18 protein-coding genes are annotated in these 16,806 nt (G+C 54.8%); 14 read left to right on the top strand and 4 right to left on the bottom strand.

The annotated features are described in order from the left end of the window. Positions 1-180: 180 nt before the first annotated feature. The 4 genes from qseE to glnB all read left to right on the top strand — a co-directional run bounded on the left by qseE (position 181) and on the right by glnB (position 4,112). Positions 181-1,608, top strand: coding sequence for a two component system sensor histidine kinase QseE/GlrK (qseE, locus tag AC2FAP_RS20065; protein ID WP_025203453.1), 1,428 nt, complete (start codon positions 181-183; stop codon positions 1,606-1,608). 1 nt (position 1,609) lies between these two features. Beyond that, a complete protein-coding gene (gene qseG, locus AC2FAP_RS20060; protein WP_014171197.1) occupies positions 1,610-2,359 on the top strand; it encodes a two-component system QseEF-associated lipoprotein QseG in 750 nt (249 codons plus the stop codon). Further along, positions 2,356-3,693: a two-component system response regulator GlrR gene (gene glrR, locus AC2FAP_RS20055; protein ID WP_014171196.1), complete on the top strand. Its 1,338-nt coding sequence runs from the start codon at positions 2,356-2,358 to the stop codon at positions 3,691-3,693. The genes qseG and glrR overlap by 4 nt, the downstream gene beginning before the upstream one ends. 80 nt (positions 3,694-3,773) lie before the next feature. Further along, entirely contained in the window at positions 3,774-4,112 is a 339-nt protein-coding gene (gene glnB, locus AC2FAP_RS20050) for a nitrogen regulatory protein P-II (RefSeq protein WP_003860685.1), read from the top strand. A gap of 95 nt (positions 4,113-4,207) precedes the next feature. Here glnB and hmpA read toward each other — a convergent pair whose 3' ends face one another. Continuing rightward, positions 4,208-5,398 carry an NO-inducible flavohemoprotein gene (gene hmpA / locus AC2FAP_RS20045; RefSeq protein ID WP_449541462.1) on the bottom strand — a complete coding sequence of 397 codons (1,191 nt, stop codon included), beginning with the start codon at positions 5,396-5,398 and terminating at the stop codon, positions 4,208-4,210. A gap of 304 nt (positions 5,399-5,702) precedes the next feature. Here hmpA and glyA point away from each other — a divergent pair, with 304 nt between their 5' ends. Further along, on the top strand, positions 5,703-6,956 hold the full coding sequence (glyA, locus tag AC2FAP_RS20040) for a serine hydroxymethyltransferase (protein ID WP_020883014.1): 1,254 nt from the start codon (positions 5,703-5,705) through the stop codon (positions 6,954-6,956). Between the two features lie 54 nt (positions 6,957-7,010). Here the strand turns inward: glyA and AC2FAP_RS20035 are convergent, their stop codons facing one another. Beyond that, positions 7,011-7,433: a DoxX family protein gene (locus AC2FAP_RS20035; RefSeq protein ID WP_449541461.1), complete on the bottom strand. Its 423-nt coding sequence runs from the start codon at positions 7,431-7,433 to the stop codon at positions 7,011-7,013. Positions 7,434-7,606: 173 nt separating this feature from the next. Here AC2FAP_RS20035 and AC2FAP_RS20030 point away from each other — a divergent pair, with 173 nt between their 5' ends. After that, the gene (locus AC2FAP_RS20030) at positions 7,607-8,746 is read left to right on the top strand and encodes a 3-phenylpropionate MFS transporter (RefSeq protein WP_020883016.1); all 1,140 of its coding nucleotides are present in this window, start codon (positions 7,607-7,609) and stop codon (positions 8,744-8,746) included. Here the strand turns inward: AC2FAP_RS20030 and csiE are convergent, their stop codons facing one another. Beyond that, positions 8,747-10,024, bottom strand: coding sequence for a stationary phase inducible protein CsiE (gene csiE, locus AC2FAP_RS20025; protein WP_449541460.1), 1,278 nt, complete (start codon positions 10,022-10,024; stop codon positions 8,747-8,749). A 125-nt stretch (positions 10,025-10,149) separates the two neighbouring features. On the opposite strand from csiE, the gene AC2FAP_RS20020 reads away from it, so the two are divergent. Both AC2FAP_RS20020 and AC2FAP_RS20015 read left to right on the top strand, forming a co-directional pair. After that, positions 10,150-10,788, top strand: coding sequence for a DUF1007 family protein (locus tag AC2FAP_RS20020; protein ID WP_047743086.1), 639 nt, complete (start codon positions 10,150-10,152; stop codon positions 10,786-10,788). After that, on the top strand, positions 10,779-11,759 hold the full coding sequence (locus tag AC2FAP_RS20015) for a nickel/cobalt transporter (RefSeq protein ID WP_449541459.1): 981 nt from the start codon (positions 10,779-10,781) through the stop codon (positions 11,757-11,759). The genes AC2FAP_RS20020 and AC2FAP_RS20015 overlap by 10 nt, the downstream gene beginning before the upstream one ends. 52 nt (positions 11,760-11,811) lie before the next feature. On the opposite strand, the gene suhB is transcribed toward AC2FAP_RS20015, so the two are convergent. After that, positions 11,812-12,615: an inositol-1-monophosphatase gene (suhB, locus tag AC2FAP_RS20010; RefSeq protein ID WP_020883019.1), complete on the bottom strand. Its 804-nt coding sequence runs from the start codon at positions 12,613-12,615 to the stop codon at positions 11,812-11,814. Positions 12,616-12,745: 130 nt separating this feature from the next. On the opposite strand from suhB, the gene trmJ reads away from it, so the two are divergent. The 6 genes from trmJ to hscB all read left to right on the top strand — a co-directional run bounded on the left by trmJ (position 12,746) and on the right by hscB (position 16,804). Beyond that, positions 12,746-13,474, top strand: coding sequence for a tRNA (cytosine(32)/uridine(32)-2'-O)-methyltransferase TrmJ (trmJ, locus tag AC2FAP_RS20005; protein ID WP_032669904.1), 729 nt, complete (start codon positions 12,746-12,748; stop codon positions 13,472-13,474). 165 nt (positions 13,475-13,639) lie between these two features. Next, positions 13,640-14,131, top strand: a complete 492-nt coding sequence (gene iscR, locus AC2FAP_RS20000) for a Fe-S cluster assembly transcriptional regulator IscR (protein ID WP_020883021.1) — start codon at positions 13,640-13,642, stop codon at positions 14,129-14,131. Between the two features lie 119 nt (positions 14,132-14,250). Next, positions 14,251-15,465, top strand: a complete 1,215-nt coding sequence (iscS, locus tag AC2FAP_RS19995; protein ID WP_020883022.1) for a cysteine desulfurase — start codon at positions 14,251-14,253, stop codon at positions 15,463-15,465. A gap of 23 nt (positions 15,466-15,488) precedes the next feature. Next, complete coding sequence (gene iscU / locus AC2FAP_RS19990; protein WP_003860661.1) at positions 15,489-15,875, top strand: Fe-S cluster assembly scaffold IscU; 387 nt, start codon at positions 15,489-15,491, stop codon at positions 15,873-15,875. 13 nt (positions 15,876-15,888) lie between these two features. Then, positions 15,889-16,212, top strand: a complete 324-nt coding sequence (gene iscA, locus AC2FAP_RS19985; RefSeq protein ID WP_003860659.1) for an iron-sulfur cluster assembly protein IscA — start codon at positions 15,889-15,891, stop codon at positions 16,210-16,212. A 76-nt stretch (positions 16,213-16,288) separates the two neighbouring features. Beyond that, positions 16,289-16,804 carry a co-chaperone HscB gene (gene hscB / locus AC2FAP_RS19980; RefSeq protein ID WP_014171181.1) on the top strand — a complete coding sequence of 172 codons (516 nt, stop codon included), beginning with the start codon at positions 16,289-16,291 and terminating at the stop codon, positions 16,802-16,804. The last annotated feature ends 2 nt before the right edge of the window (positions 16,805-16,806 follow it).

Raw genomic sequence — 16,806 nt, 5'->3', positions numbered from 1 at the left:
CACAAAAAGGTGCCTGCCGTCCAACTACTGATCATAGCGTTGCTTTATCAGGCCAGGGCGAAACGTCGAGTTAGGCACCGCCTCATTCCATGACAAAGCCGGGTTTTTACCCGGCTTTGTTGTATCTGAAGGGCAGACTCAGTTACGCTCTCCTCAAACCCCGATAAAGAGAGTAATGCGTTGAAACGCTGGCCCGTTTTTCCTCGTTCCCTGCGACAGCTTGTCATGATGGCCTTTCTGCTGATCCTGCTGCCTTTGCTGATCCTGGCATGGCAGGCGTGGCAGAGTCTCAACGCGCTGAGTGCGCAGGCGGCACTGACTAACCGCACGACGCTGATCGACGCCCGACGCAGTGAAGCGATGACTAACGCCGCGCTGGAGATGGAACGCAGCTATCGGCAGTACTGCGTGCTTGACGATCCTACTCTGGAAAAGGTCTATCAGAATCAACGTAAACGCTACAGTGAAATGCTGGACGCCCATGCAGGGGTGCTGCCGGACGATAAGCTTTATCAGGCGTTACGTCAGGATTTGAACGATCTGGCGCAACTGCAGTGTAAGAACAGCGGCCCGGATGCCGCAGCGGCTGCCCGTCTGGAAGCCTTTGCGAATGCCAATACCGAGATGGTGCAGTCTACCCGCACGGTTATCTTCTCGCGCGGGCAACAGCTGCAGCAGGAGATTGCGGAACGTGGCCAGTTCTTTGGCTGGCAGGCGCTGGTGCTGTTCCTCGTCAGCCTCGGTCTTGTTCTGCTCTTTACCCGCATGATCATCGGCCCGGTGAAGGGTATCCAGCGCATGATTAACCGCCTGGGCGAGGGGAAGTCTCTCGGGGATACGGTCGCCTTTAAAGGTCCTCGCGAGTTGCGCTCCGTTGGCCAGCGCATTATCTGGCTTTCTGAACGTCTGGCATGGCTGGAATCCCAGCGCCATCAGTTCTTGCGTCATATTTCCCATGAGCTTAAAACGCCGCTTGCCAGCATGCGCGAAGGAACGGAACTGCTGGCAGATGAAGTGGCGGGGCCGCTTACGCCCGAACAGAAAGAGATTGTCGACATCCTGGATGCCAGCAGCCGCAATCTGCAAAAGCTGATTGAGCAACTGCTGGACTACAACCGCAAGCTGGCGGATGGCGCGGTGGTGCTGGAAAACGTCGATATTGCGCCGCTGGTGGATATGGTGATCTCCGCCCATAGCTTGCCAGCAAGAGCTAAAATGATGCATACCGGGGTGGAGCTCAGTGAGCCAACCTGCCTCGCGGAACCGATGCTGTTGATGAGCGTTCTGGATAATCTTTACTCCAATGCGGTGCACTATGGTACTGAATCCGGTAACATTTATATCCGAAGTTATACGAATGGTTCACGGGTGTTTATTGACGTCGCTAACACCGGCACTCCAATCCCTGATGACGAAAAAACCATGATCTTTGAACCCTTTTTCCAGGGAAGTCATCAGCGGAAAGGGGCGGTAAAAGGAAGTGGGCTGGGCCTGAGTATTGCCCGGGACTGCATACGACGCATGCAGGGTGAGCTGAAAATTGCCACGGACGAACGGTCAGATGTTTGCTTCCGTATTGAACTGCCCCTGAGCCGGAAAAATCAATGAAATGAATCTATGCCTGGTGAGTATGTCACACGTCTTTTCCCGCGCCGTGCGCGCGGTGTTTTCCAGCAATATGTTTCGCCTGAGCCTGCCCTGTTTATTTCTGGCGGGCTGTGTTTCCCATGTGCCGCAAAGTGCGATTAGCGATAAACAACAAGATAAATGGCCAGATAATCAGCTGGCAGATTTTCTGTCGACCCGCTGTGACGACATCTGGAACCTGTCGGGGCATGACGTCGAGAGCAATCCGCTGTTCTGGCTACGTGGAATAGATTGCGCCCAGCGTCTGGCGCCGGTTGAGGCGCGCTCGCAAGCGGCGATGCTCAGTGACGATACCTGGCAGGACGCGTTCAAGCGTGGAATTTTACTCGCGGATGCGAAAATCACCCCCGTTGAGCGTCGCACCAACGTCACGCGGCTGGACACGTTTGTCGGAAATCTTCCGGCGCAGGTGCGCCCGGTATATCAGCTCTGGCGTGATGGTCAGGCGTTACAACTGCAGTTGTCTGAAGAGCGTTTTCGCTACAGCAAATTACAGCAATCCACCGACAGCGAGCTTGATACGCTGCGCCAGCAGGAGCAGCACTTGCGTGCTCAACTGGATACCACAACGCGCAAGCTTGAAAACCTGACCGACATCGAAAGACAGCTCTCGACGCGTAAACCGGCCGGAAATTATCTGCCTGACGCGCCAAAAGGGTCAGCCGCGACGCCAGACGGTGATGCGCAGAAACAAGAGGATGTGAAGCCATGACAAGCCGAAAACCTGCCCATCTCTTACTGGTGGATGACGATCCGGGGCTGTTAAAGCTGCTGGGGATGCGTCTGGTCAGTGAAGGCTACAGCGTGGTGACGGCGGAAAGCGGGCAGGAGGGGCTGAAAGTCCTGAGCCGCGAGAAGGTTGATCTGGTGATTAGCGACCTGCGAATGGATGAAATGGATGGCCTGCAGCTGTTCGCGGAGATCCAGAAGCAGCAGCCTGGCATGCCGGTGATCATCCTGACGGCGCACGGATCGATTCCGGATGCCGTTGCCGCGACGCAGCAGGGGGTATTCAGCTTTCTCACCAAGCCGGTAGATAAAGATGCCCTCTATAAGGCTATCGACAGCGCGCTTGAGCACGCGGCTCCGTCGAATGATGAAGCGTGGCGGGAGTCTATCGTCACCCGCAGCCCGATTATGCTGCGTCTGCTCGAACAGGCCCGGATGGTGGCGCAGTCAGACGTTAGCGTGCTGATTAATGGCCAGAGCGGTACCGGGAAAGAGATCCTTGCCCAGGCTATCCATAACGCTAGCCCGCGCAGCAAAAACGCCTTTATCGCGATTAACTGTGGTGCGCTCCCTGAACAACTGCTTGAGTCTGAACTGTTTGGTCATGCCCGCGGGGCGTTCACCGGGGCGGTGAGCAGCCGGGAAGGGCTTTTCCAGGCGGCAGAAGGCGGCACACTTTTCCTGGACGAGATTGGCGATATGCCGGCACCGCTGCAGGTCAAATTGCTGCGTGTTTTGCAGGAGCGAAAAGTGCGCCCCCTCGGCAGTAACCGCGATATCGATATTAACGTGCGTATCATTTCGGCCACGCACCGCGATTTACCAAAAGTCATGGCGCGCAACGAGTTTCGTGAAGATCTCTACTACCGTCTGAACGTGGTGAACCTGAAAATTCCGGCACTGGCCGAGCGGGCGGAAGATATTCCGCTGCTGGCAAACCATCTTTTGCGCCAGGCGGCCGATCGGCATAAGCCTTTTGTCCGGGCGTTTTCCACCGATGCGATGAAACGGCTGATGGCCGCAAGCTGGCCGGGCAACGTGCGCCAGCTGGTGAACGTTATTGAACAGTGCGTGGCGCTGACCTCGTCACCCGTCATTAGCGACGCGCTGGTGGAGCAGGCGCTGGAAGGGGAAAACACCGCGCTGCCGACGTTTGCAGAAGCGCGTAATCAGTTCGAACTGAACTATCTGCGCAAGCTCCTGCAGATAACCAAAGGCAACGTAACCCATGCGGCGCGTATGGCCGGGCGCAACCGTACCGAGTTCTACAAGCTGCTCTCCCGCCATGAGCTGGAAGCAAACGATTTTAAAGAGTAGTACCGCAAAATCTGAATGAGTATGATACTGTGAGCAACCGATTACGAAGCAGCTTACAGGCAAGAGTTTAAGGACCCACCATGAAAAAGATTGATGCGATTATTAAACCTTTCAAACTGGATGATGTGCGTGAAGCGCTGGCGGAAGTGGGCATCACCGGGATGACAGTGACGGAAGTGAAAGGTTTTGGTCGCCAGAAGGGCCACACCGAACTTTACCGTGGCGCAGAGTACATGGTGGACTTTCTGCCAAAAGTGAAAATTGAAATCGTGGTGAGCGACGATATCGTGGATACCTGTGTGGATACCATTATCCGTACGGCGCAGACCGGCAAAATTGGCGACGGTAAAATCTTCGTCTTTGATGTGGCACGCGTGATCCGTATCCGTACCGGTGAAGAAGACGACGCCGCGATTTAATCGTCAGTACCTGATTCCTGATTCAGCCGGGTGGCGCTATGCTTACCCGGCCTGCAAAACCTCACCGGCCGGGAAAGTGTAGCGCCATCGGGCGATTACAGTACTTTATGCGGCCCGAAACATTCGTAATGAATGTTGTCTTTATTCACACCCAACTCCACCAGCTGCTTCGCGGCATACTGCATAAACGCGACCGGTCCGCAGACGTAAAACTGCATCTCCGGCGCGCTGAATGCCCCTTCGTGCTGACTCAAATTCATCAGACCTTCGCTGTCAAAGCGTGCGGCTGCACGGTCGGCATCCGTCGGCAGACGATACCAGGTATGGGCGGTAAAGTGTGGCAGAGAGGAAGCCAGCGCATTCACTTCATCGGCAAACGCGTGCACTTCACCGTTCTCGGCGGCGTGGAACCAGTTTACCTGCGCGCTGTGGTTTGATTTAGCGAGGGTATCGAGCATCGCCAGCATTGGCGTCTGACCCACCCCGGCTGAGATCAGGGTAACCGGCGTATTCGCCTCAACCGCCATAAAGAAGTCGCCCGCAGGCGCGGCCAGATGAACCACATCACCCACGTTAGCCTCGTTATGCAGCCAGTTTGATACCTGGCCGCCATCTTCTCGTTTTACGGCAATGCGATAACGTTTACCGTCTGGTTTGCGGGTCAGGGAGTACTGGCGAATCTCCTGGTGCGGGAAACCTTCAGGCTTCAGCCACACGCCCAGATACTGCCCCGGCTGATAATCAGCGACCGGCTTGCCATCCACCGACTCGAACTCAAAACTGGTGATGAGCTGGCTGCGCGGCGTTTTCTCGACGATGCGGAAAGCGCGGGTACCTTCCCAGCCGCCTGCCTTACTGGCGTTTTCGCTGTAGATCTGTGCTTCACGGTTAATGAACACATTTGCCAGCACGCCGTAGGCTTTCCCCCACGCGTCCAGCACCTCCTGGCCCGGGCTAAACATCTCATCCAGTGTGGCCAGCAGATGGCCGCCGACGATGTTGTACTGCTCGGGTTTGATCTGGAAGCTGGTGTGCTTCTGCGCAATTTTTTCCACGGCAGGCAGCAACGCCGCCAGGTTTTCGATATTACTGGCGTAGGCTGCGATGGCGTTGAACAGGGCTTCGCGTTGATCGCCGTTACGCTGGTTGCTCATGTTGAAAATCTCTTTCAACTCCGGGTTATGCGTAAACATACGATCGTAGAAATGGGCGGTGAGTTTCGGGCCGGTTTCGACCAGCAGGGGAATAGTGGCTTTAACTGTGGCGATGGTTTGAGCGTCGAGCATAGCAGCGTCCTTCAGTGGTGTTTTTAATGATGTATTTTAAATGCATCTTATAAAAAATACCCCTGCGTTGTAAATGGTTCTTTGCAACGTGAAAAATATGCATCACAAACCTGAAAAGAAATCCGTTGAAAATGATGAGGGCTTTATTCCTCAAACCCTTGCGTGGCGGGTAGGAAAACGTTTGCGTAAAATCGTTTGTCAAGACCTGTTATCACAGAACTAATCAGTTATACTGTTGCCCGTCGTCCAACAGGACTGCCTTTTCAGGCCAAAATTTTATTGTTAGCTGAGTCAGGAGATGCGGATGTTAAAGCGTGAAATGAACATTGCCGATTATGATGCCGAACTGTGGCAGGCTATGGAGCAGGAAAAAGTACGTCAGGAAGAGCACATCGAACTGATCGCCTCCGAAAACTACACCAGCCCGCGCGTAATGCAGGCGCAGGGTTCTCAGCTGACCAACAAATACGCTGAAGGTTACCCGGGCAAACGCTACTACGGCGGTTGCGAGTACGTTGATATCGTTGAGCAACTGGCCATCGATCGCGCTAAAGAACTGTTTGGCGCCGACTACGCTAACGTACAGCCACACTCTGGCTCTCAGGCTAACTTCGCGGTCTACACCGCGCTGCTGCAACCGGGCGATACCGTTCTGGGTATGAACCTGGCGCAAGGCGGCCACCTGACTCACGGCTCTCCGGTTAACTTCTCTGGCAAACTGTACAACATCATTCCTTACGGCATTGATGAGTCCGGTAAAATTGACTACGAAGACATGGCGAAGCAGGCGCAGACCCACAAACCGAAGATGATTATCGGCGGTTTCTCTGCTTACTCCGGTATCGTTGACTGGGCAAAAATGCGTGAAATCGCAGACAGCATCGGTGCTTACCTGTTCGTTGACATGGCGCACGTTGCCGGCCTGATTGCTGCAGGCGTTTATCCGAACCCGGTTCCGCATGCTCACGTTGTGACCACCACCACGCACAAAACCCTGGCGGGCCCACGCGGTGGCTTGATCCTGGCAAAAGGTGGCGACGAAGAGCTGTACAAAAAGCTGAACTCTGCCGTATTCCCAAGCGCGCAGGGCGGCCCACTGATGCACGTTATCGCGGCGAAAGCGGTGGCGCTGAAAGAAGCGATGGAGCCAGAGTTTAAAGTTTACCAGCAGCAGGTTGCTAAAAACGCCAAAGCGATGGTGGAAGTCTTCCTGAACCGCGGTTACAAAGTGGTTTCCGGTGGTACTGAGAACCACCTGTTCCTGCTGGACCTGGTTGATAAAAACCTGACCGGTAAAGAAGCTGACGCTGCCCTTGGCCGTGCCAACATCACCGTGAACAAAAACAGCGTGCCAAACGATCCGAAGAGCCCGTTCGTGACCTCCGGTATCCGTATCGGTTCTCCGGCTGTTACTCGCCGCGGCTTTAAAGAAGCGGAAGTGAAAGAGCTGGCAGGCTGGATGTGTGACGTTCTGGACAATATCAATGACGAAGCGGTTATCGAGCGCGTTAAAGGTAAAGTTCTGGAAATCTGCGCACGCTTCCCGGTATACGCATAATCTTTCTGTTTTGCAGAAATAAAAAAGGCCGCGATTGCGGCCTTTTTTTATGGGTTAACGCCGGTCAAGGGAGAGGGCTCCCGGTCCCACTATCGCCAGTAAAATAAACGCTCCGGCAATACTGATATTCTTGAAGAAGTTAATCATATTCGGCATGACGGCATCACCGGTCATATCCCAGTAGTGGTGGCCGATAATCGCGGTACCCAGCGTGTAAAATACAAAGAGTACGGCAACAGGGCGGGTGAAAAAGCCCAGCACGATCAGGATGGCGGCAGGCACCTCCATTACCACAGCAATAATGGCCGCCAGCATGGGCATGGGTGTACCCAGCGACGTCATATATTGTACGGTCCCGCTAAACCCCGTCAGTTTTGGATAGCCGAAGATAATAAACAGTACGACAAGCGCGATACGACCTATTAACAGCAACAGGTGACGTGCCTGGCCGAAATCTAAATAGCGAAGTGAGTTCATGGCAGAAATACCTCTGCAAGTGGAGTAATTTAAACGTAATACACATTTTCATTCCCTGCCATAAGTCAGATGACTGCACAATATGTTAAATTTTCGTTAATTTATAGCAGGCTATCGACTTGCTTAATTTTTGTATTCTCGCCAGACTATGGCCTCCATTTCGGGAGGGATTCATGGTCTTGCATTCCACGCGCTGGCTGGCGCTCAGTTATTTCACCTATTTCTTTAGCTACGGTATTTTTCTGCCTTTCTGGAGCGTCTGGCTCAAGGGGATCGGCCTGACGCCCGAGACCATAGGTATCCTGCTTGGCGCTGGTCTGGTGGCACGTTTCCTGGGAAGCCTGCTGATCGCACCGCGCGTCAGCGATCCCTCCTTGCTGATTAAGGCGGTACGCATTCTGGCGCTGTTGACGTTGGTCTTTGTCGCCTGTTTCTGGGTGAGCCACCAGTTTGCATGGCTGATGGTGGTGATGGTCGGTTTTAACCTCTTTTTCTCGCCGCTGGTTCCGCTGACGGATGCCCTGGCAAACACCTGGCAAAAACAGATAACGATGGATTATGGCCGCGTGCGGCTGTGGGGCTCAATTGCCTTTGTCATCGGCTCTGCATTGGTGGGTAAACTGGTTAGCCTTTACGATTACCGTGCGATCCTTGCGCTGCTGAGTATCGGCATTGCCTCCATGCTGCTGGGGATGCTGTTGCGTCCATCGGTAATGCCGCAAGGTGAGAGCCGTCATCAGGAAAGCGCCGGCTGGCCGGCCTGGCGAAGCCTGGTGGCACAAAGCTGGCGTTTCCTGGCCTGCGTCTGTCTGCTGCAGGGCGCGCACGCGGCGTACTATGGTTTCAGCGCCATCTACTGGCAGGGGGCAGGATACTCCGCATCTGCAGTGGGTTACCTGTGGTCGCTCGGTGTGGTCGCTGAAGTGATTATCTTCGCGCTGAGCAAAAAGCTGTTCCGGCGCTTCGGCGCGCGCGATCTGCTCCTGCTTTCTGCAGTCTGTGGTGTTATACGGTGGGGCATTATGGGCTGGACGACGGAACTGCCGTGGCTGATCGTGGCGCAAATTCTGCACTGCGGCACCTTCACGGTATGTCACCTGGCGGCCATGCGCTATATCGCCGCGCGTGAAGGCGGGGATGTCATTCGGTTGCAGTCGGTTTATTCGGCGGTGGCGATGGGGGGCAGCATTGCGGTGATGACGGTCTTTGCGGGCTTCCTTTACCAGCATCTGGGACACGGGGTCTTCTGGGTCATGGCGCTTGTCGCCCTACCGGCGATGTTCGTTCGTCCTAAAGTCGCCGCGCGCGCGTAGCTACGATTCCAGCATGGCGCGAATATGTTCTTGCTGCTGCGTGTTCAGCGTCTCAACGGCGTGGATCAGCGGTGGTGAGAACAGGGGCAGGGCGGTCGGATAAGGGGTGATGACCAGCGCCGCTTCGCGCGGTGCCCCCTCTTTCTGATAGGCCTGCAGCGTCTGATATCGAATGTTGAGCGGCAGCAACGTCAATTCGCGCAGTTGCTGCTCTATCACGTCCTCACAGGATTTATCCTCTCCCGTCAATAACACCACCTGCTTCTCATGCAGATCGGTCTCCTGCATCAGCCAGGCGCCGAAAATGACCGCCACCAGGCTCATCTCTTCATCAGAAAAACGCAGCCCGAATTCCGCTTCCAGCTCAAACAACGCCTCTTTGGTGGTGCGTAACAGGCGGGGGTAGAGACGATGGATCTCTTCCGGCAGGCTATTGTCGATGCCTATCTCAAACAGCGAGCGGTCCAGCGCCTGGGCCAGATGAATATAAAGCTGATCGGTCAGCCCCTGTTCATCGCTGAAGTTCATCCCGGTTTGCGCCCGAAAACGGGCGACCATGCGCACAATCGCCCGACGCAGGCGCTGATCCTGCTGATGCTTATCAAGCACAGGGTCAGGGGTGCGCAGCATCATAAACAGCAGCGCGAGAAAAAGTTGTTCCTCGCTGTGGGTCCCTTGTGGCACACGGCGTTTCCAGTGACGAACAATCTCCTGAGCGGTGAAATATTCCCCTCTTGATTGCGTCCAGTTACGCTGCACCGATGAAAACTGCGGGGTATTCCCCAGATGATGCTGCATCAGGCAATACTGCAGATAGAGTTGCAAAAACTGTACGTCCCGGCAATCAAACGGGCGCTGAAGCTTGCGCGAGCAGAAGCTGATCAACGCCCGCAGGTTGGTATCGTCATAGAGAGGACGGGCAATGCCCTGCTGTTTAAGCGCGGTTTTCAGCGCGGGGGTAAACTGATGCGAAACGAATTGCGGACACAGCCGCATAGCCCTGCGCAGCCAGTGCAACAGGCATAAACGTTGATTCAGGGCTGAGCCTTCAATCCGGTAGCTGCCGTCATGGTACGTGACGATGTCGAGCCGGTGATAGCGCTGGATTTCATCGCGCGTCTCGGCTATATCTTGCCGTGCCATAGCGTCGTCCACGCCATTGGCAGCGATAATGCTCTGTGCGGTAACGGCAGCATCGGGCAGGTAAAGCATTAAAAGCACCTGGCAGCGGCGCTGCGAACTGGAAAGCACAGATGGAATTTCAAGCGTCGTCATCATCTGTCGGGTATCCAGTGGGAATGTTTGATAAGAATAGCTAAAGGATGGGCGCTGAAAAGCGCGCCGGCAGGCCTTTCACTCAGGATTGCTGGCGAACATCACAGAATTTATGACGTGAGGAATTGATGCAAACAGTTAAACAAAGCGCAATGGCGTTATTTTTGACGGTGATCCCCTTTGCTGTCGTCGCGCATCCTCACAGTTTTATCAGCCTGAAAACCGAGCTGGTAACGGACGGAACGCAGCTCAGTGGCCTGAAAATGCGCTGGACGATGGATGAAATCACCTCGGCTGACCTGCTGTACGATGCCGGGAATGCAAAACCCGGGGATGAAATCTGGAAAAAGCTGGCGGCGGAAGTGATGGCCAACGTGCTTGGTCAGCACTATTTCACCGAGTTCTGGCACAACGGACAAAAAGTGAAATTTATGAATCGGCCGACGGAATATGGCATGACCCGCGACGGACATCAGGCGGTACTGACGTTTGTCCTGCCGCTGGCGCATCCGCAACCGCTGGCTGGGCAGACCTATACGTTTTCCACCTTTGATCCCACTTACTATGTCGATATGCATTACGCAGAGGAGAGTGATGTGACGCTACCGGCAGCCCTGCAAAAAACCTGCAAGATGGCAATGCACACGCCAAAACCGAGCGAAGAGACGCTCAATTTTGCGGTCTCTCTCGATAAAGAAGATGCACCACCCGAAGACATGGAGCTGGGTAAACAGTTCGCACAGCAGGTGACGTTGCAATGTCAGTGATCGCGTCTCCGGCACGAAAATCACGCCGCTGGCTTCATCTCTGGCCGCTGGCGCTCTTTTTGCTGCTGGCCGTGTGCGGCGCGTTGTGGCTATGGCACGCCTGGCCGCAGGTGATGATGAAAAGCATTGTCTGGCAGCGCGAGGTCAACCAGCAGATGAGTGGCTTACTGAAGGCGGTGGCGGAAAACCCGACGAAGGCAGGCGGTTCTCTTCTGGCCTTCAGTTTTCTCTACGGTGTCCTGCATGCGCTGGGGCCGGGACACGGCAAAATCGTGATCGCGACCTGGCTTGCGACCCATCCGTCCAGGCTCAAATCAAGCATTGGGTTGACCCTCGCATCTTCGCTGCTTCAGGGCGGCATGGCGATTGCGCTGGTGGTGGTGGTCCTGTCGTTATTACGCCTTCCTGCTCGTCAGCTGCATGCCAGCAGTTTCTGGCTGGAGAAGGGCAGTTACGCGCTGGTCGGTGTGCTGGGCTTGCTCCTGTGCTGGCGGGCACTGAAAAAACTGCGGGCTTTACTGCACAAACCCCAGTTCAGGGCTTTTACGCCGCACCATGAACACACTGCGAACTGCGGCTGTGGGCATCAGCATCTGCCGACGCAGGCGCAGCTACAGAACGGTGATGACTGGCGAGCGCGGCTGATGGTTGTGCTCTCAATGGGCATGCGTCCGTGTTCAGGGGCAATCATGGTGCTGCTGTTCAGTAAGGTGATGGGTGTATTTGGCTGGGGAATGCTCTCGGCATTGGCCATGGCGGCCGGGACGTCACTCACGATTTCGTCACTGGCACTGCTGGTGCACAGTTTCCGTCAACTGGCGGTCAAACTCAGCGGCAATAAAACGCCGGTGCTGTGGCGGCAGGTCGGATGGACAACGCTCGCGCTGGCGGGCGGGATGATTCTGCTGGTGGCTGCGGTAACGATGTGGATGAGCGCGGTGCCGGTGGGAAGGGGATTAAGGCCGTTTTAGTCAGGTACAGCATGGTGCCCTTTCCCGGCGGGAGAGGGCACCGCAGGCTGGATTAACGCTTCAGCGCGTCGCTCAGCTCATCACGCATGTTTGCCAGCATGGCTTTAACAACACGTGGGTTACCTGCAACGATGTTGCCGGTCGTCAGATGGTTGTGGCCGCCGGTGAAATCGCAAACAATGGCGCCTGATTCACGCGCGATCAGCTCGCCCGCTGCAAAATCCCATGGCTTCAGTGACAACTCAAAGTAACCGTCAACGCGACCGGTAGCCACATAGGCCAGGTCCAGCGCGGCAGAACCGGTGCGACGGAAGTCCGCGCATTCGGTGAACAGTTTGCCCAGGATATTCATGTAAGTGGTTGCGTGCTGCTTCGCCTTGAACGGGAAGCCAGTTGCCAGAATGGTACCGTCGAGGTCGCGTGCATTGCTGCAGCGCAGACGGTAGCCGTTCAGCTGCGCGCCCTGACCGCGGGTCGCGGTGAACAGTTCGTTACGCATTGGATCGTAAACCACGGCGACTTCAGTACGACCTTTAATGCGTACTGCGATAGACACGGAGAAGTGTGGCAGACGTTTGACGAAGTTGGTGGTGCCATCCAGTGGATCGATAACCCATTGAACATCCTGATCGGTACCTTCAAGTTCACCGCTTTCTTCGGTGATGATGGTGTGCTGCGGGTAAGATTTGCGGATGGTATCGATAATAATCGCTTCAGCGGCTTTATCGACGTTGGTTACGAAATCATTGCTGCCTTTCTGGCTGGTTTCAACAGAATCTGGCGTTTCGTAGTGTTTGGCAATTACATTACCCGCCTTGCGCGCTGCGCGCACGGCGATGGTCAGCATCGGATGCATCGGTCTCTCTCACTGGATGTTAAAGAACGGGAAAATCGGCGCAGAGTATAGCAGCGAGATCGGAATATGTCTCTCGTTTATGATAATATGGCCGAATATTCTTCAGACACAGAATCCAGACATTAAAACTATGCTGCAAAACATTCGAATCGTGCTGGTCGAAACATCGCACACTGGCAATATGGGCTCCGTAGCCCGCGCTATGAAAACCATGGGCTTAACGAACCTGTGGCTGGTTAACCCACTGGTGAAACCCGACTCACAGGCTATCGCTCTGGCTGCGGGTGCCAGCGATGTCATTGGTAACGCGCAGATCGTGGATACCCTGGACGAAGCCCTGGCAGGGTGCAGTCTGGTGGTCGGGACCAGCGCCCGCTCCCGTACACTGCCGTGGCCGATGCTGGATCCGCGTGAATGCGGTCTGAAAAGCGTCTCTGAAGCCGAACAGGCTCCTGTAGCGCTGGTGTTTGGCCGTGAACGCGTGGGCCTGACCAACGATGAACTGCAGAAGTGCCATTACCACGTGGCCATTGCCGCTAACCCGGAATACAGCTCCCTGAACCTGGCAATGGCCGTTCAGGTGATTGCCTATGAAGTGCGTATGGCGTGGCTGGCGACGCAGGAAAAAGCAACGGCAGAGCCGCAGGAAGAGGCCGTCTACCCGCTGGTGGACGATCTGGAGCGCTTCTATGGTCACCTGGAGCAGACCCTGCTCTCTACCGGTTTCATCCGTGAAGGTCACCCGGGGCAGGTAATGAACAAGCTGCGCCGCCTGTTTACCCGTGCGCGTCCGGAAAGCCAAGAACTGAATATTCTGCGCGGGATCCTGGCGTCGATTGAGCAAAAGAATAAAGAGTAGTGCCCATCCTGGTGATACGGCACGGAAGGTTAAATACCTGACTAAAACAGTCAAGTAAATAGTTGACCATTTTAGTCAGGAATGTCAGACTTGGCCCTGCTATGCAATACCCCCATTTTACTATAAAAAACCCCGGGCAGGGGCGAGTTTGAGGTTAAGTAAGACATGAGACTGACATCTAAAGGGCGTTATGCCGTGACCGCGATGCTGGACGTTGCGCTCAACTCCGAAGCGGGCCCGGTTCCGTTGGCTGATATTTCTGAACGACAAGGGATCTCCCTCTCCTATCTGGAGCAGCTGTTCTCCAGACTGCGTAAAAATGGACTGGTTTCCAGCGTTCGTGGCCCAGGCGGCGGTTATCTGCTGGGTAAAGACGCGGGCAGTATTGCAGTTGGCGAAGTGATCAGTGCCGTTGACGAATCCGTTGATGCGACCCGTTGCCAGGGTAAAGGCGGCTGCCAGGGCGGCGATAAGTGCCTGACCCACGCGCTGTGGCGCGACCTGAGCGATCGTCTGACCGGCTTCCTGAACAACATCACCTTAGGTGAGCTGGTAAATAACCAGGAAGTTCTGGATGTCTCTGGCCGTCAGCACAGCCAGGACTCCCAACGCAGCACCCGCGGGCAGGACGCGATCGACGTCAAATTACGCGCGTAATAAAAAGATAAGTATTTCAGAATCAGGCCGGAGCGTTCGCTCGCTCCGTGTACTCGGTCGTACATCCAGCCGGTTGCCTGATTCCTTGCATTGAAGCGATGTACGGAGTTTATAGAGCAATGAAATTACCGATTTATCTCGACTACTCCGCAACCACGCCGGTGGACCCGCGTGTTGCCGAGAAAATGATGCAGTGTCTGACCCTGGACGGAAACTTTGGTAACCCAGCTTCCCGTTCACACCGTTTTGGCTGGCATGCTGAAGAGGCGGTAGATATCGCCCGTAATCAGATTGCTGACCTGGTGGGTGCCGACCCGCGTGAGATTGTATTCACCTCCGGTGCGACCGAATCCGATAACCTGGCGATCAAAGGTGCGGCCAACTTTTATCAGAAAAAAGGCAAGCACATCATCACCAGCAAAACCGAACACAAAGCCGTGCTGGATACCTGCCGTCAGCTCGAGCGTGAAGGTTTCGACGTGACTTACCTGGCACCACAGAGCAACGGTATCATCGACCTGAAAGAGCTCGAAGCGGCCATGCGTGATGACACCATTCTGGTCTCCATCATGCACGTAAACAACGAAATTGGCGTTGTGCAAGATATCGCGACCATCGGCGAAATGTGCCGTGCGCGCGGCATCATCTACCACGTAGACGCCACCCAGAGCGTGGGCAAACTGCCTATCGATCTGAGCCAGCTGAAAGTGGACCTGATGTCCTTCTCCGGCCACAAAATCTATGGCCCGAAAGGTATTGGTGCACTGTACGTTCGTCGTAAACCGCGTATCCGCATCGAAGCACAGATGCACGGTGGCGGTCACGAGCGCGGTATGCGTTCCGGTACGCTGCCTGTTCACCAGATCGTGGGTATGGGCGAAGCTTACCGTATTGCGAAAGAAGAGATGGAAACCGAGATGGCGCGCCTGCGCACGCTGCGTAACCGTCTGTGGGATGGCGTGAAAGATATGGAAGAAGTGTATCTGAACGGCGATCTCGAACAGGGCGCACCAAACATTCTCAACGTCAGCTTCAACTATGTTGAAGGTGAATCGCTGATTATGGCGCTGAAAGACCTGGCGGTTTCTTCCGGTTCTGCCTGTACGTCTGCAAGCCTGGAGCCATCCTATGTGCTGCGCGCACTGGGCATGACTGACGAGCTGGCACACAGCTCTATCCGTTTCTCTTTAGGTCGTTTCACTACCGAAGAAGAGATTGACTACACCATCAAGCTGGTTCGCAACTCCATCGGTCGTCTGCGTGACCTTTCTCCACTGTGGGAAATGTTCAAGCAGGGCGTGGATCTGAACAGCATTGAATGGTCACATCACTAATCGGTACATAAGGAGAATTCAACATGGCATACAGCGAAAAAGTTATTGATCATTACGAGAACCCGCGCAACGTCGGCTCTTTTGACAACAGCGACGAAAGCGTAGGTAGCGGTATGGTCGGTGCGCCAGCGTGTGGCGACGTGATGAAGCTGCAGATTAAAGTCAACAATGAAGGTATCATTGAAGACGCGCGCTTCAAGACCTACGGCTGCGGTTCTGCTATCGCCTCCAGCTCCCTGGTCACCGAATGGGTGAAGGGCAAGTCTCTGGACGAAGCACAGGCAATCAAGAACACGGATATTGCTGAAGAACTCGAACTGCCACCCGTGAAAATTCACTGTTCTATCCTGGCAGAAGACGCGATCAAAGCCGCCATTGCGGATTACAAAAGCAAACGTGAAGCAAAATAATTGAGGTTTGAGTATGTCGATTACCCTTAGCGACAGCGCTGCCGCGCGAGTAAGCTCTTTTCTGGCGAACCGTGGTAAAGGCTTTGGCCTGCGACTGGGCGTACGTACCTCCGGCTGTTCTGGTATGGCTTACGTACTGGAGTTTGTTGACGAACCGGCGTCTGATGACACCGTGTTTGAAGACAAGGGCGTGAAGGTGGTGGTCGATGGCAAAAGCCTGCAATTCCTCAATGGCACTCAGCTGGACTTTGTAAAAGAAGGCCTGAACGAAGGGTTCAAATTCACGAACCCGAACGTCAAAGACGAGTGTGGTTGCGGCGAAAGCTTCCACGTTTAACCGCGCGTCATCCGAAACCCCACCGCAGGACTCCTGTGCGTGGGGTTTGTTCTAACAGGCTACCCCTGAGATTGTTATGGATTACTTCACTCTCTTCGGACTACCCGCTCAATACCCGATTGATCTGCAGGCGCTGACGATCCGCTTCCAGGATCTGCAGCGTCAGTATCATCCGGATAAATTCGCCAGTGGTACTCAGTCAGAGCAATTGGCTGCGGTATCGCAATCTGCGACCATCAATCAGGCCTGGCAGACGCTGCGCCATCCACTGTCTCGCGCTGAGTATCTGCTCTCGCTTCATGGCTTTGATCTGGCGAGTGAACAGCACACCGTGCGTGATACGGCGTTTTTGATGGAACAGCTGGAACTGCGTGAAGAGCTGGATGAGATTGAACAGGCCAAAGATGAAGCGCGTCTGGAAAGCTTCATCAAGCGCGTAAAAGGCATGTTCGATACCCGCCATCAACTGATGGTGGAGCAACTGAACAACGAGACCTGGGATGTGGCGGCAGACACTGTGCGCAAACTCCGTTTTCTCGATAAACTGCGAAGCAGTGCTGAACAACTCGAAGAAAAGCTGCTCGATTTTTAATT

This window comes from Enterobacter cloacae complex sp. 394I7 (genome assembly GCF_057320345.1).
The sequence above is the reverse complement of the archived record's forward strand: the minus strand, read 5'-3'. Positions and strand labels throughout refer to the sequence as shown.